We start from the raw sequence: 24,515 nt of genomic DNA on the forward strand, positions 1-24,515 counted from the left end.
ATTTTGCTCAGCTTATAGTCCAATCATTCCAATACATACTAATTTGTTCTCGTGATAGACCTTGTGCCAAAAAAGCCCATAAAAGTAAACGTGCTTTCACTGCGGATAAATAACCTGACATCAAGGCACCAGAAGCAATCATATCGGTTTCTGAGCCTTTATAACCATAGGTTGTTTTAGCTGTTGAGCCATTATAAGAACGGCTTGCGATGATAATTGGAATCTTTTTGGCGTGTTGTCGTACAATATCTGCTTCTTGAGAAGAACAATGCCCCGCACCAAAACCAGCTATGACAAGGCCTGCATAATGTCCACTTTCAACACAAAATTTCATTAAATTTGTATCAGATGAGAAAGAAGAGTACAGGAGTGCAACTTGGTGATTATTATTTTTAGGAAACGTAAAAGTTGTAGGAAAGAAATTTCGATCATTGAAATAAATAAGTTTTCCTTCCAAAATGGTTCCTAAAGCGCCTGCTAAATCTGACTGAAATGTTTCAACTTTGACAGTATGGCTTTTCTGCACCCAGTAGGGTGAATGAATAGTGTCATTGATCACAACCAAGACACCTCTGTTACGACTCTGTTGATCAGCAGCAACACGAGTTGCAGCTAAAAGATTAGCAGGCCCATCAGCACCTGCATTACAGGGTAGACGCATAGCACCAGTTATAACAAGTGGTTCAACTTTATTCCAGTAAAGGGAAAGAAAAAAAGCTGTTTCTTCTAGAGTATCAGTACCTTGTGTTAAAACAATACCATCGGCACCAGCTGCGATTTGTTGTGTTGCCCATTCTATTGTTTCAAAAAGAATTTTAAAAGATAAAGATCCACTTGGTAATTGTGTTAATGTTTGAGCATAAATATTGGCAATATTTTTTAAATCAGGAACACTTTTTATGAGGATATCTGAGGTTAAAGTTGGTTGCATTTTTCCAAAACTATCAGGCGCCATTGCGATGGTGCCACCCAATGTTCCTATGGCTATTTTTTTCATAGTTTGCCCTTTAGAAAACGCAGATTACATATAAAAGTTATTTAACAACAATTTAAGTTAGCAGAAATGGTATCATTTTCTTAATTTAAATAATTGAGTTAAGCTCAATCGTTGCGTTTTGCAATATATGTTCTTAAATAAAGAGATAGATAGTTAAATTTTATGTCTGATAAAGGGAAGCAATATTAAGGAGTTTTCTTAATGGCAGAACATAAGTCTGATAGAATGTATGGTACGACTATCGTTACTGTACGAAAGGGCGACAAAGTCGTTATGGCTGGTGATGGTCAAGTTTCACTTGGGCAAACGATTATGAAAGGCAATGCACGTAAAGTGCGTCGTCTTGGGAAGGGTGGAACGGTTATTGCTGGTTTTGCAGGTGCGACAGCAGATGCTTTCACATTGTTGGAAAGATTGGAAATTAAGCTTGAACAGTATCCTGATCAGCTCATGCGTGCGTGCGTAGAGCTTGCAAAAGATTGGCGAACTGATCGCTATTTGCGTCGTCTTGAAGCAATGATGCTTGTAGCTGATAAAAAGGTAACTTTGGCTTTAACAGGCCTTGGAGATGTATTAGAACCAGAAGATGGAATCATGGCAATTGGTTCTGGGGGCAATTTTGCTTTATCGGCTGCACGGGCACTCATAGATACAGATTTGGACGCAAAAGCTATTGCGTGTAAAGCGATGAACATTGCTGCTGAAATTTGTGTTTATACCAATGGCAATTTCACAATTGAAACATTGGATACAGAGTTATAATTCTTTAGAGAAAGCTATTTGAATGTGTGTTGTATTTTCTCCTCGCGAAACTGTTTCTGAACTTGATCGTTTTATTATTGGTCAGAAAGACGCTAAACGTTCTGTTGCTATTGCCTTGCGTAATCGGTGGCGTCGGCAACAACTTGAAGGACAAATGCGTGAAGAAGTTATGCCGAAAAATATTTTAATGATAGGGCCAACAGGTGTTGGTAAGACAGGAATAGCACGTCGATTGGCAAAACTTGCTGGAGCACCTTTTGTTAAAGTAGAAGCTACTAAATTTACCGAAGTTGGTTATGTTGGGCGTGATGTTGAACAAATTATTCGTGATCTTGTTGAAATAGCAATTTCTCTTGTACGAGAGAAAAAGCGGGATGAGGTGAAAGCTAAAGCCCATATGAACGCTGAAGAGCGGGTTTTAAACGCTCTTGTTGGCAAAACGGCAAGTCCTGCTACACGTGATAGTTTTCGTAAAAAATTACGCGAAGGTGAATTGGATGACAAAGAAATTGAGATTGAAGTAGCTGACAATAGTAGTAATGGTACTCCCACCTTTGATATTCCTGGTATGCCTGGTGCACAAATGGGCATTATGAATTTATCAGATATTTTTGGCAAAATGGGGACTCGTACAAAAATCCGCAAAACAACCGTGAAAGATGCTTTTAAACCATTAATTGATGATGAATCTGAAAAACTTCTTGATCAGGATCAAATTATTCAAGAAGCATTGCGTGTTACTGAAAATGATGGAATTGTTTTCATTGATGAGATTGATAAAATTGCGACCAGAGATGGTGGAGCAGGCGCTACTGTTTCACGTGAAGGGGTCCAGCGGGATCTTTTGCCTTTAGTTGAAGGAACAACAGTTTCTACTAAATATGGGCAAATAAAAACAGATCATATCCTTTTTATTGCTTCTGGTGCATTTCATGTATCCAAGCCATCTGATTTGTTGCCAGAGCTTCAAGGTCGTTTGCCTATACGCGTAGAGTTAAATGCTTTAACAAGGGAAGATTTACGGCGTATTCTTACTGAACCTGAAGCAAGTTTGATAAAGCAATATATTGCTTTAATGGCAACAGAAGAGGTTCATTTAGAAATTACAGATGATGCAATTGATGCTTTAGCTGATATTGCTGTTGATTTAAACGCAAGGATTGAAAATATTGGGGCACGTCGCTTGCAAACAGTAATGGAACGTGTTCTAGATGAAATTTCTTTTACAGCACCTGATAAAGCTGGTACTTCATTTAAAGTTGATGCTGCTTATGTCAAACAATCTATAGGTGATTTAGCTGCTGATGTCGATCTTTCACGTTTTATTCTTTAAGGGTTATTGCTTGTTTATCATCTTTTTGTAGATGTACTTCGGATAACTTTTAAAACTGCGTGCTTTTTATATATTGAAACTTTGTGAAAGAGTTGTCTACACTCTTTCACAAAGTAGCCTAGTGGTTGATAACAATAAAATAAACTGCTTCCTTATTTGAAGGATTTTTCAAGTATTGATAATTGTAATATTTTCTTTCTTAAGATGAGAATATTTATATTTTGTTGTGTGAGGCAGTGGGTTTGAAATAATTGTATTATGAAAATCTATGATAAGCCCGTAAACAAGATCATCATAACAAAAAACCATAAAAGTAATGGCTATTAATTATTACACGTGTTTTTGATTACTTTTAGAACATTATAATTGATTTTATAAAGATTAAGTGCAACTAGTTTTAGTTATTTTTTAAATGCTTGTACCGGAAAAGAAACTTTAACTGGCTACTAAATTAAAAGTTTTTCCAGAAATATACAAAACAGAAAATATGACAGCTTCTGGAACAGTAACGACTGTAAAAACATGCCAGAAACGTTATGAAGTTTATTTTCAAGACTGAGTGCTAATGAACAAAACGATAAAATATTATACCTATCTATTTTTAGATTGTAATACTTGAAATTAAAATACAAAGCTGTGATTTTGGGTAATTTATCACTAATATAATTTACCTATTTCATTATTGAAGTGATGTTCTTTGCGGCTTTTTATCTTTGTTGATGACAATTTATCTATTTGGTTTGACTCATTTAGACAAATCCAAGAAGTAATTTTTAGTGAAAATCACGGTATTTATCAAATTGTAAAAATACACCATTATAAGCAAAAGTTTAGCTCGCTTACAAAAGCGGCGAAATTTGACATTGATAGATTTTAAGAAATTTAGTCATTAAGACAATTATAATTTGAAAGTTTGTACTTATATTCATTGAGTACCTTAATTAAATCGAAAAATAACCAATATTAATTTGGGTTAAGTTGAAAAAATTATATTTTTAAAGGTAACAACAGTGGCACATTGGGTTCTTTCAAAAAAAATGTTATCCTAATATGAAGATAGCATTTTTTTCATGATAATAAAAAAAGCTCAATTTTCTTTTTTCTTACTGCGGCGTTTGCGTTCAGTATTACTTTTTTTATCAGAACTATTTTCTTTTTCTACCTTTATTGAATCATCGAAAGCAATTTCTTTTCCGGTTTGTTGGTCAACAACTTTCATCGATAGTCGGATTTTACCGCGTTCATCAAAGCCCACTAATTTAACCCAAACTTTATCACCTTCTTTAACGATATCAGTTGTTTTTTCTACGCGTTCTGATGCTAGTTGGGAAATATGAACGAGTCCATCACGTGAGCCAAAAAAGTTTACAAATGCACCAAATTCTGCAGTTTTTACAACTGTTCCTTGATAGATAGCACCAATTTCAGGTTCATCAACAATCGAATGAATCCAACGTTTTGCTGCCTCAATGGCTTTAGCGTCGGTAGAAGCGATTTTAATTGCTCCATTATCTTCAATATTAATTTTAGCTCCGGTTTGTTCAACGATTTCTCGAATTACTTTTCCGCCAGTACCAATAACATCGCGAATTTTATCTACAGGAATGTTCATCATTTCTATACGCGGAGAGAATTCGCTTAATTCATCACGTGCACTAGTTAGAGCTTTTGACATTTCATTGAGAATATGGATTCGACCATCTTTAGCTTGTTCAAGTGCTATTTTCATAATTTCTTCAGTAATACCATCAATTTTAATGTCCATTTGCAAAGACGTGATACCATTTTTTGTACCTGCTACTTTGAAGTCCATATCACCAAGGTGATCTTCATCACCTAAAATATCAGACAAAATAGCAAAACGTTCGCCTTCTTTAATCAGACCCATTGCAATACCCGCAACAGGGCGAGCCAAAGGAACACCCGCATCCATGAGAGCAAGTGAAGTTCCGCAGACAGTTGCCATTGAAGATGATCCATTAGATTCAGTAATTTCTGACACAGCACGAATAGTGTAAGGGAAAGAATCTTTTGTCGGCAATGTTGGGTGAATAGCACGCCATGCCAATTTACCGTGGCCAATTTCTCGACGACCAGGAGAACTAATACGCCCTGTTTCACCTACTGAAAAAGGCGGGAAATTGTAATGGAGTAAGAATGTTTCTCTGTACGTTCCTGTTAATGAGTCAATATATTGTTCATCTTCACTTGTTCCCAAGGTTACGATAACAAGTGCTTGTGTTTCGCCGCGGGTAAACAGCGCTGATCCGTGTGCACGAGGTAAAATACCAACTTCTGATTGAATTGAACGTACAGTTGAAAGGGTACGTCCATCAATACGTTTTCCAGTATCAAGAATATTTTGGCGAACAATTTTAGCCTGTAAATGCTTGAAAACAGTGGCAATTTGATCAGCATTAAATTCACAATTTTCCTCTATTTTCGACATAAATTTGTCGACAACTTCTGTTTTAATAACATCAATTGCAGTGTGACGTTCTTGTTTATCGGTGATTGTATAAGCTTTTTGGAGGTCTTTTTCGACCATTTCAAGCATAGTTGTTTCAAGGTCAGACAAATCTTCTGGAATAAAATCGCGTGGTTCTTTTGCAGCGACTTCGGCAAGTTTAATGATAGCGTCAATAACGGGTTGAAAACCTTTTTGACCAAATATAACAGCGCCAAGCATGACATCTTCAGGTAATTCTTGTGCTTCTGATTCAACCATTAACACGGCATTTTCTGTTCCAGCGACGACAAGATCGAGTTTTGATTCGGGCATTTCATCAATGTGAGGATTGAGAACATATTGCCCATTACAATAACCAACGCGAGCACCAGCAATAGGACCTACAAAAGGAATACCTGATAAAGTTAATGCAGCAGAAGATGCGATCATAGCAAGAATATCAGGGTTGTTTTCTAAATCATGCTGTATAACAGAGACAATGACTTGAGTGTCATTCTTATAACCGTCGACAAAAAGAGGACGAATCGGACGATCAATCAAACGTGAGATCAATGTCTCATTTTCACTCGGTCGGCTTTCGCGTTTAAAGTAGCCACCTGGTATTTTACCGACAGCATAGGTTTTTTCTTGATAATTGACGGTTAATGGAAAAAAATCTTGATCTGGTTTTGGATTTTTTGCTGAAACGACAGTTGCTAATACGATGGTTTCACCGTAGGTTGCAATAACTGCACCATCAGCTTGACGTGCAATTTTTCCTGTTTCGAGGATGAGTGGCCGACCGGCCCATTCAATTTCTACCTTATGGGTTTTAAACATTTTTTATCCTTAATGGCCAGTGTTCACGTTCTAGTTTTGTATGTTTACTTTTAAATGCGGACAAGACAACAAGATGCTTCTGTTTTTTTCGCAAAAATAAGAATAAATCACAATTGAGATACGAAGCAACTGGCAATCTGCCTTATGAAAATTTTTATCAATTTTGAAGATGAAAGCAGTAAGCTGACATAAATGGATGTTTTTTATAAAAACATCCATTTACTTTATTTTAGCGACGCAAGCCTAACTTTCCGATCAATATCTGATAGCGATCTTGGTCAATTTCTTTAAGATAATCAAGAAGACGACGGCGTTTAGAAACCATCTTTAAAAGGCCACGACGAGAATGATTGTCCTTTTTGTGAGATTTAAAATGATTAGTTAAATTAGAAATACGTTCAGAAAGAACAGCAACTTGCACTTCTGGCGAGCCTGTATCACCGGTTTTAGTTGCATATTCTGTAATGAGAGCGTGTTTACGTTCAGCTGTAATCGACATCATATCATCCTTTCAAAAAATGAGGAAACAACAGTCACCCATAGCCGAGATGTCGTCCAGCAAGGGTCTATGAAAAAACAAGAAGAACAAAAATTCTTACCTGCTTTGGTATTTATATAAGAAAGAAGAATAAAATACTAGTCCTTGAAAGTATCTTGAAAATCTTCTTTAGAAATAAAGTTTTTTAGTTTAAGGCTATTTTATGAAATATGGCATATCTATTTGAGAAAAAGATTACAGCTTTGCGCAATGTATTTATGGTAAAAAGAAGATTAGACTGCCGATTTGGAGACAAAAGATGCAGAAAATTTCAATGTTAGAGCTTTTTCAAAATCCAATGTTTCGAAATTTATGGTCAGCGACTCTCATTTTTAATTTGGGGGTTGTTATACAAGCTGTAGGGGCAAGCTGGTTGATGACTTTGATTAGTTCATCGCATTTCATGGTTGGGCTTGTTCAAGGTGCTACAGTATTACCACTTGTTGTTTTTTCTCTGATGGCAGGAGCATTAGCCGATAATTTTAATCGGCGTCAGATTATGTTATTTGCACAAATAGTTATGATAATTGTATCAATTAATTTGACTGTTTTATCCTATTTAGGATTGATAACGCCTTGGCTTTTACTGTGCTTTACATTTTTGATTGGGTGTGGGCTTGCTTTTCATAATCCTGCTTGGCAAGCAACAATGGGGGATATTGTCAGTAGAGAAAATATCCCTACTGCTGTTACTCTAAATAGTATTGGCTTTAATTTAATGCGCAGTATAGGTCCTGCTATCGGAGGAGCTGTCATTGCTACTTTAGGTGGAACGGTTGCTTTTTTATTGAATGCTATGAGTTATATTCCTTTAACGAGTGCTTTATTTTTATGGAAACCCAACTATAAGACCAATACATTACCACTGCCGCGAGAGAAATTTTTAGGGGCTATAGCAGATGGTTTGCGTTATGTTGTGATGTCGCCTAATCTTTTAAACGTTATGGCCAGAGCATTTCTTTTTGGTATCGGGACAATTTCGGTTTCTGCTCTGTTACCAATTATTGCATGTGAAATTCTTGGGGGAAGCGCCCTTCTCTACGGTACGTTACTTGGTTGTTTTGGTATAGGTGCGATTACAGCTGGCGTTGTTAATTCGTATATACGGCATTATTTTAGTTCAGAGATGATTGTTGCAACTTCATTTATTGGCTTTTCTTTTGTTTGCTTTGTTTTAGCAGGGAGTCGTTCAATTGTTGTAAGTCATCTTGTTTTATTTCCTGCCGGTTTGTTCTGGGTTTTAGCGTTATCACTGTTTAATACATCTGTACAGCTTTCCACACCACGCTGGGTTGTTGCGCGTGCTTTAGCACTTTATCAAACTGCATCTTATGGCGGTATGGCAGTTGGTAGTGTGATCTGGGGTGTATTTGCTGATGCTTATTCTCCAACAGTGGCTTTGAGTGTTTGTGCTCTCTTCTTAATTTTAGGGGCTCTTGCAGGCATAAAGTTTAAAATTCAAGAAATTCCTCAGATAGATTTTGATCCACTTGATCAATTTAAAGAACCACAACTTTTGCTTGACTTGGAAGCACGCAGTGGTCCTATCATGATTATGATTGATTATCAAATTAATGAAAATGATCTCAAAGAGTTTCTTGAAGTTATGGCACGTCGTCGCCATATTCGCCGGCGTGATGGCGCTCGCCAGTGGGCTCTTGTACGTAACCTTGAAAAACCTGGCTATTGGACAGAAGTTTATCATATGCCAACATGGGTAGATTATTTACGCCATAATTATCGGGCTATAAAAGCAGATGCAGAAGTGAATAAACATCTTAGTCGATTAAATTGTGCACCCGATGGTATAAGAGTACACCGTATGATTGAGTGGCAAACAATACCACAGGCTGATGAGGTATATTTGAAGCTTTCTACAGAGCAATGATCTTAGTAGAACGGTTTAGATTATGAAGTGGTAAAGTGGATCAATTATTCGTAATAAGTGTGGGAGAATACTTTGTTCCACAAGAGGTTATCGCAGGTAGAAAAAAGTTCATTTATTTGTGAAAATACGTTTTGGTGTGAATTGGTTTTTTTCAATAGTACCTATAGCGAGAAGTTTGTCTTTATGGACTATACAAACATCATTTTTATCAACGGATGCATTTTGATTACATAAGAATACTGGATTGCCCGTTCTTAAATGCTGTACTTGATTTTCGTTTATGGTGTAATGAGGGAGATGAACTAATGCGGCCTTTGTTTCAGTTAGTAGTTCATCAAGTATAGAGAAATTCCGTTTGGAAAATGTATAATTTTCATCTTTTTCGTCTTTATGTGTTACGGCTACTTCTAATTTATTCCACGGAATGAGATCATTTTCATTAAAAGGAGCTACTGCGATACGGCGTAAGTCAGCAATATATCCATAACAACCAAGATCACATCCCATATCGCGTGCTAAGGAGCGTACATATGTTCCTTTTCCGCATGTTATTTCAAAAATGGAATGTCCTTGTGTGGTCGTTCCAGTAAATTTGAGGGATTCAATTTTCACTTCGCGAGGTGGAATTTCAACAATTTCCCCTGCACGGGCCAGATCATAAGCACGATTACCAGCAATTTTAATTGCAGAAAATTTTGGAGGTGTTTGTAAAATAACACCTGTATATTTGGGTAAAAGGGCGAGGATATCTTCTTGTGTTGGACGTTGAGCCGCTGTTTTAATTACTTCACCTTCAAGATCATCTGTTGAGCGTTCTTCTCCCCAAGCTACGTGAAAGTGATAGGTTTTTACACCTTCCATAACATAAGGAATAGTTTTGGTTGCTTCTCCTAATGCAATAGGTAACATACCAGAAGCAAGAGGATCAAGCGTACCTGCATGACCTGCTTTTTGTGCATTAAAGAGCCATTTGATTTGTGAAACAGCTTCTGTTGATTTCATTCCTTTTGGTTTATCAAGAATTATCCAACCAGAGATAGAACGACCTTTTTTTTTACGTTGTTGTGCCATGTTTTTAATTTTCAGGCTCGTTATTATGAAGAAGATCGCGTGCTACTTCAGGTGAATGGAGTAGAGCATCAATTTTTGAAAAATTATCAAAACTGCTATCAAACCGAAAATGTAATTCAGGCATGTATTTCATTTGTCGCAATTGATGGCTAATTTCTTTACGGATAAAACGACTATGTTTATTCAGGACTTCTATAATAGCAGTATGAGAAATATTGTGAACAGTACTGAGCAGAGAAATAAAGCATATGGCAATTTTCAGATCTGCTGACATACGTACTTCAGAGATAGAAATAACAACACCTTTTAAGACATCATCAAGTAGAATATCTCGTTGCAGTATATGAGCTAACACGTGGCGAACTTGTTCTCCCACTCTTAATTGCCGTTGTGATGGGCCTGTGTTTTTCATTGAACTCATAACCTTTATTATAATTTCTCTTCTCTTTACTTTTTAAAAAATTAAAAAGAAAAGAGATACCATCTGTAAATTCAATAACTTCTCTCATTTGATAAAAAGAAAAGTTATCAAGTAATTTTATAATGTGCGATTAATGTGTTCTACTCGGAAAATTTCAATAATATCGCCTATACGCGTATCTTCATAATTTTCAAATGCTATCCCACATTCTTGGCTAACTTGTACTTCATTGACTTCATCTTTGAAACGTTTAAGCGTTTTAAGTTTTCCTTCATGAATAACAATATTATCTCGAATGAGACGAACATTTGCTCCTCGTTCTATTTTACCTTCTGTAACTCGACAACCAGCAACTTTTCCAATTTTTGTAATGTTAAAGACTTCCAAAATTTCAGCATTACCAAGAAACGTTTCACGTTTTTCTGGTGAAAGTAATCCTGACATGGCCGCTTTGACATCGTCAACAAGATCGTAAATGATGTTATAATAACGAATTTCGATTCCTTGAGCTACAGCAAGATCACGCACTTGTTTATTAGCTCGAATATTAAAGCCAATAACAGCAGAATTAGATGCTACAGCAAGAGAAATATCACTTTCAGTAATTCCCCCAGTACCAGAATGAACAATACACGCACGTACTTCCTCATTTCCTAGCTTTTCTAATACTGATGCAATCGCTTCAATAGATCCCCGCACATCTCCTTTAATAATAAGCGGAAATTCTTTTATACCAGCAGTTTGCAGTTTTGTCATCATTTGTTCAAGAGAACCCCGAGAACCAGCTTTTCGTGCTACAGCTTTGTCACGTGCTAATCGTTGACGATATTCAGAAATTTCACGCGCTTTTTCTTCATTCACTACAACAGCAAAACGATCACCAGCTTGCGGTGTACCTTGCATACCTAAAATTTCGACCGGTGTAGAAGGGCTTGCTTCTTTAATATGGTTACCATGATCGTCAATCAAGGCACGAACACGACCCCATTCATTACCTGCTACGATAATATTGGAAAGATGCAATGTACCTTTTTGAATAAGAACAGTTGCAATGGATCCACGTCCTCGATCAAGTTTTGCTTCAATAACAATACCCTCTGCAGTTCGTTCTGGATCTGCTTTCAGGTCAAGAATTTCAGCTTGAAGGAGAATAGCTTCTAGAAGTTTATCAAGATTTTGACCAGTTTTAGCAGAAACCTCAACTTCTAAGGTTTCCCCGCCCATGGATTCCACGAAAACTTCGTGTTGCATAAGTTCTGTGCGTACTTTTTGTGCATCAGCAGTTGGTTTATCAGTTTTATTTATGGCAACAATAATAGGCACACCAGCAGCTTTTGCATGATTGATTGATTCAATTGTTTGCGGCATAATACTATCATCTGCAGCTATTACCAGAATGGCAATATCAGTGATTTGAGCACCTCGAGCACGCATGGCTGTAAAGGCAGAGTGTCCGGGTGTATCGATAAAGGTAATCTTCTGACCATTCTGTTCAATTTGATAAGCACCAATATGTTGTGTAATACTACCTGCTTCATTAGATACAACATTAGCTTTGCGAATAGCATCGAGCAAAGACGTTTTTCCGTGATCGACATGGCCCATAATTGTTACCACTGGTGGACGTTGCCGCATTTTTTGAGGATCATCAGCTATATTAAAGATACCTTCTTCTACATCCGATTCCGAGACACATTTAACTGTATGACCAAATTCAATTGCGATAAGCTCGGCAGTATCTACATCAATAACATCACCGGGCTTCATCATTTGACCCTGTTTCATCAGAAATTTAATAACATCAACAGAGCGTTCAGCCATACGTTGCGCAAGTTCTTGGATGGTAATAGTTTCAGGAAGAATAACTTCACGAGAAATTTTTTCCCGTGGTTCTTGATTTTGTGCGCGTTTAAATTTTTCTTGTCTACGGCGCATTGCGGCCATTGAACGACCACGTGCACTGCCTTCTTCATCTAATGCACTATTAAGGGTGAGTTTTCCACGGCGACGCTCATCGGCACCTTTCATAGCTTTAGGTGCACGTATTTCTGATTTGGAAAGATTAGTGCGACGGTTACGTTTTTCTTCATCTTCATTGTCGTCTATGGTGCGTTTTTCGATTGAAGCTGTATTTTTAAATGGGGCAGCTACCTTTGTTGATTCTGTTGGTTCTATTAAAGAGACAGCAGGAGAGAAAGGTTGAGGCTGTACTACAGTGCGTTGATTGTCTTGTTGTCTTGTTGTTTCTTGAGCAGCTTGTAAACGTAAATTTTCACGTTCTTTGGTGTGCTTTTCTTTTTCTTCAGCTTGTTGACGTGTTATCTGTTCTTGGATTTTTGCTTCTTCTAAAGCACGAAACCTTGCTTCTATTTCAGTTGATGAAAGATTACTTTGAGCCACAGATTTTTGGGTTGTAGGTTTACTAGTTACTTTTTCTTCAAACCGCGGCTTGGAGCGTTGTTGAGCCACATGCGGTTTAGTAATTGACAATGGTGTTTCAGCTTTTTCATCAGGGCGTGTAATTTTACGTCGTTTAGTTTCGACAACTACAGCTTTTGTACGGCCATGACTAAAATTTTGTTTGACCATACTAGTTTCCAGCCCTGTTCGTTTGAGAGTCAGCGTCTTTTTAGCTGTTATCTTGTCATTATTGTTTTCACTCATTGTATTTCCTTCACGGCTTTTGCCGTCATCTCACAAGGCTTATTGTGTTTCTCATCACGATAGGCAATCAATTTATTTATCGTTTTGCTAAAACCCTCTGCAGATTTTGTATTCAATAAGGCTGCATGTATCACAAGATTAGTTCCAAAAGCCACACTCATTTCATTGCTTGTAAATAAAGATAAAACTTTTATATCCTGATTCGTTTTCTGTTGTATTGCATAGATTGCTTGTAAAATTTTCCGTTTACTATCTTCCGTAGCTTCTTTTGCATGAAGTATGAGAGCAACCTGACCAGAGCGGATAGCGGAATCAACTTTGGTTAAACCTGTAACAACAGCACCTGCTTTTCGCGCCATAGAAAGGCTTCCAAGGGCAGATTTTAGGAGAAGTTTATCCACAATATTAGCAAGATTTGAAGCAACCTCCACATCTGTTTTAAGATTTTTGCTAAAAGCTTTACGTTTAATTGCTTCTTCAATAATATTATAATGAGCAGAGACCCAAATACCACGCCCAGGCAAATTAGCTTTAAGATCGGGGATAATTTGATTGTTTGGACCAACGACAAAGCGGATCAACGCTGTCGCTGAAGCACTCTTCTTTGTCACAATGCAGGTTCGCTCATTCATTTAAAGTGTGTTTCCCATCATTTAAAGTGTGTCTTCATCCACGGTATTTATTTTCTCATTTTCTGTAGAATTTTCTGCGACACAATCAGTTTGACATATCCAACCTGCTTGCACACGTGCAGCTAAAATCATAGCTTCTGCATCAGTACGTGTAATATCAAATGGGGTTAAGATACCAGAGAAGTTCTGAACTTGACCTCCTTTGCGTTCTCGCCAACCAATTAAATCGTCAACTGCATAACCTGCAAAATCGTCTATTGTTTTAATACCATCTTCACCAATAGCGACCAACATCGCACTTGTCATACCAGGAAGTTCTCGCAATTCATCAGCAACACCGAGTTTTTTACGTTTTTCATCTAATTCTTTTTCTTTGTGTTCTAGGTATTCACGTGCACGGCTTTGAATTTCTGAAGCAGTTTCACGATCAAAACCATCAATAGAAGCAATTTCTTCAAGATCAACATAGGCAATTTCTTCAATTGAAGCAAAGCCTTCTGATGCCATAACTTGTCCGACCATTTCATCAACATCTAAGGATTCCATGAAAAGCTTACTGCGTTCATTAAATTCTTTTTGGCGATTTTCGGATTCTTCTTGTTCTGTTAAGATATCAATGCTCCACCCTGTTAATTGCGAAGCTAAACGAACATTTTGCCCACGTCGCCCAATAGCGAGACTGAGTTGGTCATCAGGGACAACAACCTCAATACGTTCTGCCTCTTCATCGAGGACGACTTTTGAAACTTCAGCAGGCTGTAGTGCATTGACAATAAATGTTGCAGCATCAGGTGACCAAGGAATAATATCAATTTTTTCTCCTTGCAATTCTGCAACAACAGCTTGAACCCGACTTCCCCGCATGCCAACGCATGCTCCAACAGGATCAATTGAGCCATCACGTGAAACGACAGCAATTTTAGCACGCGAACCTGGATCACGTGCAACAGATTTAATTTCTATAATACCATCGTAAATTTCTGGTACTTCCATGGTAAAAAGTTTTGCCATAAATTGAGGGTGTGTACGCGAAAGGAAAATTTGCGGTCCTCGCGGTTCACGATGTACGTCATTGACAAAAGCACGAATCCGATCTCCATAGTGAAAGGACTCACGAGGAATTAGTTCATCACGTCGTATTATAGCTTCTCCACGTCCTAGATCGACAATGACATTACCATATTCTACACGTTTAACTGTACCAGAGATTATTTCACCAACTTTATTTTTGAATTCTTCAAATTGTTGATCACGTTCTGCATCACGTATTTTTTGTACAATAACCTGTTTAGCAGATTGTGCTGCAATGCGTCCGAAATCCATAGGAGGTAAAGGGTCACAAAAAAAATCACCCACTTTTATATCGTCTTGGTGTTTTAGGGCGTCGGATAAAGCAATTTCAGTTGTATAATCTTCGACGATGTCAACAACTTGAAGCAAACGCTGTAATTTGATTTCACCTGTTTTAGAATTAATCTCAGCACGGATATTGGTTTCTTGACCATAGCGTGAACGCGCTGCTTTCTGTATAGCATCGGCCATTGCAGAAATGACAATTTCACGGTCAATTGACTTTTCGCGTGCAACAGCATCTGCGATTTGCAGAAGTTCAAGCCTGTTAGCGCTTATAGCCATAGATTTTCTCCTTTTTATACCATCCAAGCGGAATGATCCTAATTAATATTAATTTTAACAGTTTGTTTTTTCGATTAAAGTGCTGAGATTGTCTTCAGGGACTAGCTGTTGACGTAAATTTTTATCTTTTTTCAGTGCATCACGAATAAGTTCATCAGTGAGTACTAGACGTGCATTCGTAACATCAGCGAAGGGAATCAAAACATCCGTTATTTCTCCGTGAGAAGCTTTATCGATATTTAAGGTAAAGCTATTTTGTGTAATGTTGGTTAGTATGCCACGAAATTTCTGGCGTCCATTAATAACAACACTAGTTTCAATTTTCACAATATGTCCTTGCCACTTGAAAAAATCAGATTTTCTTACCAATGGGCGATCAATACCAGGAGATGAAATTTCCAAATGATATTTTCGTTCAATAACATTTTGCACATCAAGAAAAGGCGAAATAGTGCGGCTAATAATTTCGCAATCTTCTATTGTCATGGTACCATCAGTGCGCTCAGCCATAATCTGAAGAGTTAGACCATTTAAACCAGAGAGTTTTACGCGAATTAAACGATAACTTAAAGGTTGGAGTAATGGTGAGACAAGAGTAGCCACACGCCCTTCGATGCCATCTTCTTCAAACAAACGAGGCTCATCGATGTTATTCATTCTTTCAGTTTCGTTTATATCATTCAAGTTGTTCTACCCCACTGATATTAAAAAAGAGTGGGTCCAAATAACCCACTCCTTATCCTAAGATTAAGAATCTACCTTATTATATTCTTAAATTTAAAGTTTTTCAAGTTATCCATGTAAAGTGTTTCATTACCTATTTTCTAATAAAAGTAAGATAAGCAGGAGTTCTACCTTCGCGCAAAGCTTTTGCTTCATAACGGGTGCTTTGCCATGATGGGTAGGGGGCTTTCCAATCTTGAGGACTTTCTACTTGCCATTCAAAACTATTATGATGTGTGCAGTGATATAGGGTCCAATTGACGTAAGTATCTATATCGCTGGCAAAACGAAATTTTTTACCTGTTTTAAGCACTCGAGCAAAACGATTAAGGTTTTTTACATTGATAAATCGTCGTTTCCAATGCTTTTTTTTAGGCCATGGATCAGGATAAAAAAGGTCTATTCCATCAAGCGATGCTATTGGCAGCCAATCAAGAAGTTGTATGGCATCATTATCATAAAGGCGAAGATGATTTTGATAATGTGTGTGTTTTTCAATATGGACCAATATTTTTGCCATACCATTAATAAAGGGTTCTACGCCAATAAAACCAGTTTGTGGAAAACGTTCCATTTCATAAATCAAATTTTCACCTCCACCAAAACCAATTTCAAGTCGGACTTCCTTTACTTGATTAACAAATAAAGATGTTAACTCTAAGGGTGCGGGTTTATTTAAATCAATGTTAAGAGTAGGGAGTAGCGTTTTTATACACGCAAGTTGATTGTTTCGTAGTCGCTTTCCTTGTCGGCGACCAAAAAAAGCTTCGCTTATACGTGTTTTATCTGCAATCATGGTACTTTAATCATTGATTTAAGTGTTGCAATCAGATCAGTTTTTTCCCATGAAAATGAACCATCATGTTCTGGTTTGCGTCCAAAATGGCCATAAGCAGCTGTTTTAGCATAAATAGGTTTATTAAGACCAAGGTGTTTTCGGATGCCTGTTGGTGAAAGATCCATTATTTTGCGGATTGTGGTTTCAATAGTATTTTCGTCTACTTTTCCTGTTCCGTGAAGGTTAAGGTAAATAGATAAGGGTTGTGCAACACCAATTGCATAAGAAAGTTGAATAGTGCACCGTTCTGCTAAATCAGCTGCAACAATATTCTTAGCTAAATAGCGTGCAGCATATGCTGCAGAACGATCAACTTTTGTTGTGTCTTTACCTGAAAACGCCCCTCCACCATGGGGTGCTGCGCCACCATACGTATCAACAATGATTTTGCGTCCTGTTAGCCCTGCATCACTTTGAGGGCCACCAATAACAAATTTGCCTGTTGGGTTAATATACCAACTGCATTCATCAGAAATAGGAATATCACGTAAAGCTTGACGAATATAAGGCTCAACCACTGCTTGTACTTTATTTGAATTCCAGTTTTCATCTAAATGTTGTGTTGAAAGAACGATAGATGTTACCTCTATAGGTTTTCCATTTTTATATCGTATTGTTATTTGGCTTTTAGCGTCAGGCCCTAGCTTTCCTGCTTCTCCCTCTTTTTTATGGCGCGCTATAGCAAGAAGCTCTAAGATTTTGTGCGCATAATAAATTGGTGCAGGCATAAGGGCTGGTGTTTCACGGCAAGCATATCCAAACATAATACCTTGATCGCCTGCTCCCTCTTGGCCTTGACAATCAGTTGCATTATCAACTGCTTGTGCAATATCAGCTGATTGTTGACGCAAAAGAACATCAATTTTAACCGTTTTCCAATGAAAACCTGTCTGTTCATAACCAATTGCACGAATAGCTTGACGCGCAACTGCACGAAAATGAGTAGGGTTGATGATAGGAGAACCGATTTTATCGTAAATAAATTCCCCATTTTTATCTCTTTTTAAGAGTGTATCAGGAACACGTACCTCACCAGCAATAACCACGCGATTTATGCTTACTAAAGTTTCACAAGCGATTCGCATTAACCATGGATCAGTTCCAGTTTTCTCCGCTTCTTTATAAATCATATCCACGATTTCATCCGAAATACGATCACAGATTTTGTCAGGATGTCCTTCGGATACTGATTCACTAGTGAAAAAATAATTTTGATGCAGCATAGAAACTCTCTCAAAAAAAGAAAACCGGCATTTTCTTATTATTTATTTAAAGTTTTCTCTATTTGCCAATTCTACGGCAAATCCTCAATGCTAATTTATGAGGCGATATTAAAGGAAAAATATAATTTTTATTCTTATAATTTATTTTTTTGATCTTCTTCAGAAAGAGCTTTTGCTAAATCAATGATTTTTCGACGTACTTTAGCATCAAGTATATTAGTAAAAGCACGCATTAATTGGATTCCTTCGCTGCTAGAGCAAAAATCCATAAAATTACTTTCGCTTTCAGCAAAGCCTTCTACGGATTGAGTAATGCCTTTATCAAAAAAATAAGAAACAGGAACATCCATAATTTCTGCAATTGCTTGAAGGCGACTTGCACCAACACGGTTTGTACCTTTTTCATATTTCTGGATTTGCTGAAAAGTAATACCTAATTGCTCACCTAGTTTTTCTTGGGTAAGACCTAACATATTACGACGTAAACGAATACGAGTGCCAACATAAACATCTATTGGATCGGGCTTTTTTCTAGTTTCGGTCATACTACAACTCTTTATTTCCAGCGCTTTGTTTCCAAATCAATATTAGATGCACGTAAAGTTAGTTTATCATAAATTAGGATAATATGTAATACTTTTCCCCAACGTTACTGGTACGTATAACATGATATTGTACATAAGCACTCAATCATTAAGGTCGTCTTGTAAAGCCAAAACTAATACGGCACAATAGCATAAGAATAAATAAGATGAAAGTAGAGAATATTCTGTATTCATTGTTCCATATTGGAATAATTGGCGATGGAACCGGAGAATCAAGAAAACCAATAGCATTTTGTTCAAGAGCATCAACGATTCGTCCATAAGGGTCGATCACAGCTGATATTCCATTGTTGGCTGCTCGTATAAGAGGTATTCCTAGTTCAACTGCACGCAGCCGTGCTTGCTGAAAATGTTGATATGGGCCAGGCGTTATACCAAACCACGCATCATTTGTAACATTGATAATTGCCTGAGGAGGAGGGCCTTTAAAAGTCATTTCATGAGGAAATATGGCTTCATAGCAAATAAGAGGAAGATAAGAAAATCCATTTGGCATCATGACAGTTTGACGCACTCTAGCAGAACTATATCCACCAATTTTATCAGCAATGGCGTTTAATCCAATTTTATTTAATAAATTTTGATAGGGAAGATATTCACCAAAGGGGACCAGATGAAGTTTATCGGAAGCATTAAGAATCTTGCCTTTGGCGTCAATGACTTCAATTGTGTTAAAATATTGTGTTTGGGTATTATGGAAATCAGTATTGGCTCGTACAGCACCAATGATAGCCCATTGTTGTGGCTTAAGAAGTGAGGCGATGCGCATTATGATAGCAGAAGTGCCTGTGAGAATGTAAGGAACGGATGTTTCAGGCCATACAATAAAGTCAGGCTTTAAGGTTTGATCAGTTCCTGACATTATACTTAAGTTTAGATGAGCTGTGAATATATCTTCAGGTGTAACATTGTCTAATTTTTTGTTTTGTTGAATGGAAGGTTGAACAATGCGTACCCAATAATTGCTTTTTTGATAATCGACGATATTAGGTGCTGTATTCAGTCGATAAAATCCAAAGACACTATGTGCTAATATAAGTAAAAAACAAAGAACAAGCGCGAATTTCTTTTTTTCATTTGTGAATAAAACTGTAGGTAAACTATAGACTAAAACAGCAAGAATATTCATTCCGTAAAGTCCTACAATTACATCTGATTGCATGAGTATCGGGGTTGGCATAGCCGTATAACCAAGAGCGTTCCATGGAAATCCTGTAAACAAAATAGCGCGCAACCATTCTGCTAGCCCCAATGCAAAAGCAAGAACGAAGAAGCGCGCTATCCCTTTAGTCCATAACCAACCAACAATAAGACCAGCAAAAACCCAATAGAGAGCAAGATAAGCGGGAAGGCCCAAAATAACAAATGGTACTCCCCAGGCATAAGCAATCGGATCTATCAATAAAGCATTGCTTGTCCACCAAAGGCTGCAAACGAAATAACCAAAACCGAAATTTCCGCAAGTTAGTGCACTTATCAAAAGGCGTTTTTTGAGATTTTGAGTAGCATTGATTGCATCAAGTAAGATAACGAAGACAGGAAAAGTTAAAAAACTAACAGGTGTTAGATAAAAAGGTGGGAGTGCAAAGGATGTGAGTGCACCGCATAAAAAAACACATATTTGTTGTTTCCAACCAGTAATAGAAAGTAAGAGAGCTGTGAGCTTATTAAAAAGCACTTGACCATCACCCTTTTGAAGTAGCTTCTTCTAAATGCTCATTTTCTAGGGTACGAATAATGCGTAATCGCTTAATCCGGCGTTTATCAGCTTCTAAAATACGGAATCTGTAACCAGGTATAGCTTCAATGATTTCACCTTTTGAAGGAATACGATCAAGAATGGAAACAATCAAACCACCAATAGTATCGACTTCATCACCGTATTCTCCTACAATGAAATCAGGACCGAGAGCCTTTTCCACATCTTCTAATTCAGTTCTTGCATCAATAAGCCATTTATTATCGGGTTCACGTACAATAACATGATTAATATTGTCGTGTTCATCTTCAATATCACCAACGATGAGTTCAACAATATCTTCCATAGAAACTAAACCATCTGTGCCACCATATTCATCAATAACCAAAGCCATTTGTGTTCGTGTGGCTTGCATACGCGTTAATAATTTACTAGCAAGCATGGAACTTGGAACAAATAGAACTGTTCGAATGAGATCTAGTTTACCAATTGGGGTACGTAAATCCTCCGTATAGCTTAATTGAAGTGGAACAGATTTTTGTCCATTTTTGTTAGAAGCTGAACTGGTAATAAAGCGGGTTATGTGACTAAGGATATCGCGAATATGGATTATACCTCGTGGATCATCTAAAGTTTCAGCATAAACAGGCATACGGGAATAGCCAATTTTTTCGAAATATTCGAGAGCTTCCCCAAGAGGGGTATTTATTTCTAATGCTTCAATTTCAGAGCGTGGAATCATCACATCATCAATGCGTGTTTCACGCAAACGTAAGATATTATACAACATAATACGCTCTTCAGGCGAAAAGAGTGTAGCGTCATCTTCATTGTGGGCAGCAAGGGCATCAGTTAAATCATCACGCAGTGATGTGGAATTACGTCCACGTAAGAATGAAAACAAATGGCTTAGAAATGAATGTTTTTCTATATGATTTGTTCGTTGAGAAGAGGCTCCTTCAATATGAGAAGATATTTGGTTATTATTGTGTGTATTAATTTTATCCACCATGGTTCTAAGATTTTCTAGGCCTTACTTTTTATAATAATGCATAAGATGCTTTAAGTTTTATTGTGTAATATCGGTTTCTAAAGTTCGATTTTTATCATTTTAAAGCAACTCAGTATAGGGATTTTTTATGGAAAGTTTTTGGAGGATTTCTCTTTCTAGTTTTTCCATTTGATTAGCTTCATCATTTGTTTCATGATTGTAACCAAGAAGATGGAGGAGTCCATGAACAATTATATGTGTCAGGTGATCTTGAAATGATTTCCCTTCTTCTTTTGCTTCTCGTATAATAGTTTCTCTCGCAATGATAATATCACCGAGCATAAGTTTAGGGCTTTGTCCAACTTTAAGAGGAAAAGCAGGAAAGGATAAAACATTTGTAGGTTTATTTTGAGAGCGCCATTGTGCATTGATTTGTGCTATGTGATCGTCATTTGTAAAAAGCAAGCTGAGTTCACTTGTTACTTTGTTTAATGATAAATGGTGCATTGTGGTTGTTAATGCTTTTGTGGTGATATTATAAAGTACATCCTCATTATCCCATTCAGCATCTTCAATGGTTATATCAATAGTAATCATGATGGATTTAATTCATTTTTTAATCAAGATCATTAGAATGATACTTTTTTGTTTGTTTGCCAGAATCGCGATCATAAGCACGCACAATAGCAGCAACAAGAGGATGGCGTACAATATCTTTTTCGTCAAAACGAATGATCGAAATATTTTCTATATCTGAGAGAATGCGAATTGCTTCCATTAAGCCTGACTTTTGTCCTGCAGGAAGATCAATTTGGCTTATATCACCTGTAACAACAACACGTGCTCCTTCTCCAAGACGTGTGAGGAACATTTTCATCTGCATGGGCGTAGTATTTTGTGCTTCATCAAGGATGATAGCTGAATGAACAAGTGTTCGTCCGCGCATAAAAGCGAGAGGAGCAATTTCTATGACTCCAGAAGCTAAAATGCGTTCTACCTTTTCAGCAGACATCATATCGTAAAGGGCATCATAAAGCGGGCGTAAATAGGGATCAACTTTTTCTTTGAGGTCACCAGGAAGAAAACCAAGACGTTCCCCAGTTTCAACTGCAGGACGTGAGAGGATAATTCGTTCAATAATACCGCGCTCTAAGAGCGTTACAGCGTGAACAACAGCAAGATATGTTTTGCCGGTTCCTGCTGGACCTATACCAAAAACAAGTTCAGAACACTCCATTGCTCGTAGATAAGCCTCTTGTGTTGGGGTGCGGGGATAGATTGTTTTTTTATGAGTGCTCAACTGTATTGGTACATGTTTTGTCGTAGATTGAATTGTTTTTGGAGACTTTTGCTTTTCATTTGGCAAATTTGCCATAGCGAGTGCACTTTCTGTATCTGATAAAGTAAGCTCTTGACGTGTTTTTGCTAGTTTATAGAGCTGGCCTAATGCATATTGCGCGTGTTTTGTAGCAGCAGCACTTCCACGGATTGAAACTTTGTTACCGCGCGGGTAAATGTTAAGTCCGAGTTTTTGTTCAATATAAGAAAGATTTTCATCGAATTTTCCAAAAACCATTTTTGCATAGTTGTTATTTTCAAAAGTTAAAACAATATGATCAGTTTCCGACAAGCTCGTTTTTTCAAAGATATTAATGTTTTTGGGGGAGGCATTTATTGCCTTTTTAATGTGTTTTGGTTTTTCGGTTGATACTTTCAACCTATTCTCCTGTGTTGTTTAAGTATGGTACATTCAAGATATAATTTTTTTCTTTAAAAATAAAAGAGTTTTTTGAGTTAATACTTTGAACAAAGCTTTAGGAGTATTTTTAAATATTCACTTTTTCTCCGACGAAACTATTTGAGCTCGCATTTTTAATATAAATCTCCATAATAGTACCTGTAGAGACTTGTATATCTACGACAACAGGTAACAGCCAAGGAGAGCGACCTACCATTTGCCCAAGATGGCGACCGGATTTTTCGATAAGGATATTGGTTGTTTGACCAATTTTAGAACGTAAAAATGTATGTTGCTGATCAAGAAGAAGTGCTTGTAAACGTTGAAGACGAGAATTTTTCACAGTTTCATCGACATGGTTTTTCATTGTTGCACCAGGCGTTCCAGGACGAGGGGAATATTTAAAAGAATAAGCTGAACTGTAACCTACTTGTTTAATGAGTTTAATGGTTTCTTCAAAATCTTCATCAGTTTCACCTGGAAATCCCACAATAAAATCGCCTGAAAAAGCAATATCTGGTCGTGCGGTACGAATTTTTTCAATGAGTCGAAGATAATGGATACTTTTGTGCTGGCGATTCATTGCTTTTAAGATACGATCTGAACCAGATTGGACAGGAAGGTGCAGATAAGGCATAAGCATATCAAGATCGCGATGTGCAGCAATAAGGCTATCATCCATATCACGTGGATGGCTGGTTGTATAACGCAAGCGCTTTAAACCATCAAGTTTAGCAAGATGATAGAGAAGGTCACCAAGGCGCCAAGTTTTGCCATTAGCACTTTGTCCATGCCAGCCATTTACATTTTGTCCCAAAAGCGTAATTTCTTTGACACCAGCTTCAATGAGTTGGATGGCTTCATGAGTAATTTGTTCAACAGGTCGTGATGTTTCAGCACCCCGTGTATAAGGAACAACACAAAAGGTGCAAAATTTGTCACATCCTTCCTGTATTGTTAAAAATGCACTAACACCTCGTTTTTGCACAGCATGTTTATTATGAGGTGGTAAATGAGTAAATTTATCTTCAACAGCATAGTTCGTTTCAACGACTTTTTTTCCTTGTTTGGCCTGTTTTAACAACTCTGGCAAGCGATGATACATTTGCGGCCCAACAACGAGATCTACTGTTGGTGCACGACGCAAGATTTCATCTCCTTCGGCTTGTGCAACACAGCCCGTTACACCGATTATTAAAGGTTTATCAGGTGCACGTTTTTGACGTATCATCCGCAAGCGACCAAGATCAGAATAAAGTTTTTCTGCTGCTTTTTCACGAATATGGCAAGTGTTAACAAGAATAAGGTCGGCATCATTTGGTGTTTGTGTGGTTACATAACCTTCGGCACTAAGATTATCGTTCATTCGTTGGCTGTCATAAGTATTCATTTGACATCCATAGGTTTTGATAAAAACCTTTTGGGGAGAAATAGAAAGTGTATTCTTAAGATGCGACTGCTTCATGAT

The 24,515-nt window shown here is 37.4% G+C and carries 19 protein-coding genes and 1 pseudogene; 3 read left to right on the forward strand and 17 right to left on the reverse strand.

Features of this window, described 5'->3' with window-relative positions; translation table 11 throughout:
- Positions 1-7: 7 nt before the first annotated feature.
- Positions 8-997: an asparaginase gene (locus tag BWD162_RS00085; RefSeq protein WP_078704904.1), complete on the reverse strand. Its 990-nt coding sequence runs from the start codon at positions 995-997 to the stop codon at positions 8-10.
- A 201-nt stretch (positions 998-1,198) separates the two neighbouring features.
- Here BWD162_RS00085 and hslV point away from each other — a divergent pair.
- Together hslV and hslU are read left to right on the forward strand one after the other, a co-directional pair.
- Positions 1,199-1,781, forward strand: a pseudogene (gene hslV / locus BWD162_RS00090) (ATP-dependent protease subunit HslV).
- Complete coding sequence (gene hslU / locus BWD162_RS00095) at positions 1,782-3,092, forward strand: ATP-dependent protease ATPase subunit HslU (protein WP_078704906.1); 1,311 nt, start codon at positions 1,782-1,784, stop codon at positions 3,090-3,092.
- 1,087 nt (positions 3,093-4,179) lie between these two features.
- Here the strand turns inward: hslU and pnp are convergent.
- A complete protein-coding gene (gene pnp, locus BWD162_RS00100) occupies positions 4,180-6,381 on the reverse strand; it encodes a polyribonucleotide nucleotidyltransferase (protein WP_078704907.1) in 2,202 nt (733 codons plus the stop codon).
- Between the two features lie 229 nt (positions 6,382-6,610).
- The gene (gene rpsO / locus BWD162_RS00105) at positions 6,611-6,880 is read right to left on the reverse strand and encodes a 30S ribosomal protein S15 (protein ID WP_078704908.1); all 270 of its coding nucleotides are present in this window, start codon (positions 6,878-6,880) and stop codon (positions 6,611-6,613) included.
- Positions 6,881-7,178: 298 nt separating this feature from the next.
- Between rpsO and BWD162_RS00110 the strand changes: the two genes are divergently transcribed.
- The gene (locus BWD162_RS00110) at positions 7,179-8,807 is read left to right on the forward strand and encodes an MFS transporter (protein ID WP_078704909.1); all 1,629 of its coding nucleotides are present in this window, start codon (positions 7,179-7,181) and stop codon (positions 8,805-8,807) included.
- A 108-nt stretch (positions 8,808-8,915) separates the two neighbouring features.
- Here the strand turns inward: BWD162_RS00110 and truB are convergent, their stop codons facing one another.
- The 14 genes from truB to miaB form a co-directional block, all read right to left on the reverse strand.
- On the reverse strand, positions 8,916-9,878 hold the full coding sequence (gene truB / locus BWD162_RS00115) for a tRNA pseudouridine(55) synthase TruB (protein ID WP_078704910.1): 963 nt from the start codon (positions 9,876-9,878) through the stop codon (positions 8,916-8,918).
- A 4-nt stretch (positions 9,879-9,882) separates the two neighbouring features.
- Positions 9,883-10,290, reverse strand: coding sequence for a 30S ribosome-binding factor RbfA (gene rbfA / locus BWD162_RS00120; protein WP_078704911.1), 408 nt, complete (start codon positions 10,288-10,290; stop codon positions 9,883-9,885).
- Positions 10,291-10,416: 126 nt separating this feature from the next.
- Entirely contained in the window at positions 10,417-12,963 is a 2,547-nt protein-coding gene (gene infB, locus BWD162_RS00125) for a translation initiation factor IF-2 (protein WP_078704912.1), read from the reverse strand.
- Positions 12,960-13,595, reverse strand: coding sequence for an RNA-binding protein (locus BWD162_RS00130; RefSeq protein ID WP_078704913.1), 636 nt, complete (start codon positions 13,593-13,595; stop codon positions 12,960-12,962). Before BWD162_RS00130 ends, infB begins: the two co-directional genes overlap by 4 nt.
- A 21-nt stretch (positions 13,596-13,616) precedes the next feature.
- Positions 13,617-15,230 carry a transcription termination factor NusA gene (nusA, locus tag BWD162_RS00135; RefSeq protein ID WP_078704914.1) on the reverse strand — a complete coding sequence of 538 codons (1,614 nt, stop codon included), beginning with the start codon at positions 15,228-15,230 and terminating at the stop codon, positions 13,617-13,619.
- A 54-nt stretch (positions 15,231-15,284) separates the two neighbouring features.
- Positions 15,285-15,905, reverse strand: a complete 621-nt coding sequence (gene rimP / locus BWD162_RS00140) for a ribosome maturation factor RimP (RefSeq protein WP_078706096.1) — start codon at positions 15,903-15,905, stop codon at positions 15,285-15,287.
- Between the two features lie 142 nt (positions 15,906-16,047).
- Complete coding sequence (gene trmB / locus BWD162_RS00145; RefSeq protein WP_078704915.1) at positions 16,048-16,749, reverse strand: tRNA (guanine(46)-N(7))-methyltransferase TrmB; 702 nt, start codon at positions 16,747-16,749, stop codon at positions 16,048-16,050.
- Positions 16,746-18,014, reverse strand: a complete 1,269-nt coding sequence (gene metK, locus BWD162_RS00150; protein ID WP_078704916.1) for a methionine adenosyltransferase — start codon at positions 18,012-18,014, stop codon at positions 16,746-16,748. The genes trmB and metK overlap by 4 nt, the downstream gene beginning before the upstream one ends.
- A 134-nt stretch (positions 18,015-18,148) precedes the next feature.
- Positions 18,149-18,559, reverse strand: coding sequence for a helix-turn-helix domain-containing protein (locus BWD162_RS00155; RefSeq protein ID WP_078704917.1), 411 nt, complete (start codon positions 18,557-18,559; stop codon positions 18,149-18,151).
- Between the two features lie 148 nt (positions 18,560-18,707).
- Positions 18,708-20,297, reverse strand: coding sequence for an apolipoprotein N-acyltransferase (lnt, locus tag BWD162_RS00160; protein ID WP_078704918.1), 1,590 nt, complete (start codon positions 20,295-20,297; stop codon positions 18,708-18,710).
- Between the two features lie 7 nt (positions 20,298-20,304).
- On the reverse strand, positions 20,305-21,330 hold the full coding sequence (locus tag BWD162_RS00165) for a hemolysin family protein (protein ID WP_078704919.1): 1,026 nt from the start codon (positions 21,328-21,330) through the stop codon (positions 20,305-20,307).
- A 99-nt stretch (positions 21,331-21,429) separates the two neighbouring features.
- On the reverse strand, positions 21,430-21,906 hold the full coding sequence (gene ybeY, locus BWD162_RS00170) for an rRNA maturation RNase YbeY (protein ID WP_078704920.1): 477 nt from the start codon (positions 21,904-21,906) through the stop codon (positions 21,430-21,432).
- Between the two features lie 19 nt (positions 21,907-21,925).
- A complete protein-coding gene (locus BWD162_RS00175; RefSeq protein ID WP_078704921.1) occupies positions 21,926-23,026 on the reverse strand; it encodes a PhoH family protein in 1,101 nt (366 codons plus the stop codon).
- Positions 23,027-23,135: 109 nt separating this feature from the next.
- Positions 23,136-24,512 carry a tRNA (N6-isopentenyl adenosine(37)-C2)-methylthiotransferase MiaB gene (gene miaB, locus BWD162_RS00180; protein WP_078704922.1) on the reverse strand — a complete coding sequence of 459 codons (1,377 nt, stop codon included), beginning with the start codon at positions 24,510-24,512 and terminating at the stop codon, positions 23,136-23,138.
- Positions 24,513-24,515: the final 3 nt, after the last annotated feature.

Origin of the sequence: Bartonella sp. WD16.2 (assembly GCF_002022505.1) — a bacterium.
GTDB lineage: Bacteria > Pseudomonadota > Alphaproteobacteria > Rhizobiales > Rhizobiaceae > Bartonella.

Coding starts and splice junctions, on each gene's coding strand:
- BWD162_RS00085 (WP_078704904.1), bottom strand. CDS start 997: ATGAAAAAAATAGCCATAGGAACATTGGGTGGCACCATCGCAATGGCG.
- hslU (WP_078704906.1), top strand. CDS start 1,782: ATGTGTGTTGTATTTTCTCCTCGCGAAACTGTTTCTGAACTTGATCGT.
- pnp (WP_078704907.1), bottom strand. CDS start 6,381: ATGTTTAAAACCCATAAGGTAGAAATTGAATGGGCCGGTCGGCCACTC.
- rpsO (WP_078704908.1), bottom strand. CDS start 6,880: ATGTCGATTACAGCTGAACGTAAACACGCTCTCATTACAGAATATGCA.
- BWD162_RS00110 (WP_078704909.1), top strand. CDS start 7,179: ATGCAGAAAATTTCAATGTTAGAGCTTTTTCAAAATCCAATGTTTCGA.
- truB (WP_078704910.1), bottom strand. CDS start 9,878: ATGGCACAACAACGTAAAAAAAAAGGTCGTTCTATCTCTGGTTGGATA.
- rbfA (WP_078704911.1), bottom strand. CDS start 10,290: ATGAAAAACACAGGCCCATCACAACGGCAATTAAGAGTGGGAGAACAA.
- infB (WP_078704912.1), bottom strand. CDS start 12,963: ATGAGTGAAAACAATAATGACAAGATAACAGCTAAAAAGACGCTGACT.
- BWD162_RS00130 (WP_078704913.1), bottom strand. CDS start 13,595: ATGAATGAGCGAACCTGCATTGTGACAAAGAAGAGTGCTTCAGCGACA.
- nusA (WP_078704914.1), bottom strand. CDS start 15,230: ATGGCTATAAGCGCTAACAGGCTTGAACTTCTGCAAATCGCAGATGCT.
- trmB (WP_078704915.1), bottom strand. CDS start 16,749: ATGATTGCAGATAAAACACGTATAAGCGAAGCTTTTTTTGGTCGCCGA.
- metK (WP_078704916.1), bottom strand. CDS start 18,014: ATGCTGCATCAAAATTATTTTTTCACTAGTGAATCAGTATCCGAAGGA.
- BWD162_RS00155 (WP_078704917.1), bottom strand. CDS start 18,559: ATGACCGAAACTAGAAAAAAGCCCGATCCAATAGATGTTTATGTTGGC.
- BWD162_RS00165 (WP_078704919.1), bottom strand. CDS start 21,330: ATGGTGGATAAAATTAATACACACAATAATAACCAAATATCTTCTCAT.
- ybeY (WP_078704920.1), bottom strand. CDS start 21,906: ATGATTACTATTGATATAACCATTGAAGATGCTGAATGGGATAATGAG.
- miaB (WP_078704922.1), bottom strand. CDS start 24,512: ATGAAGCAGTCGCATCTTAAGAATACACTTTCTATTTCTCCCCAAAAG.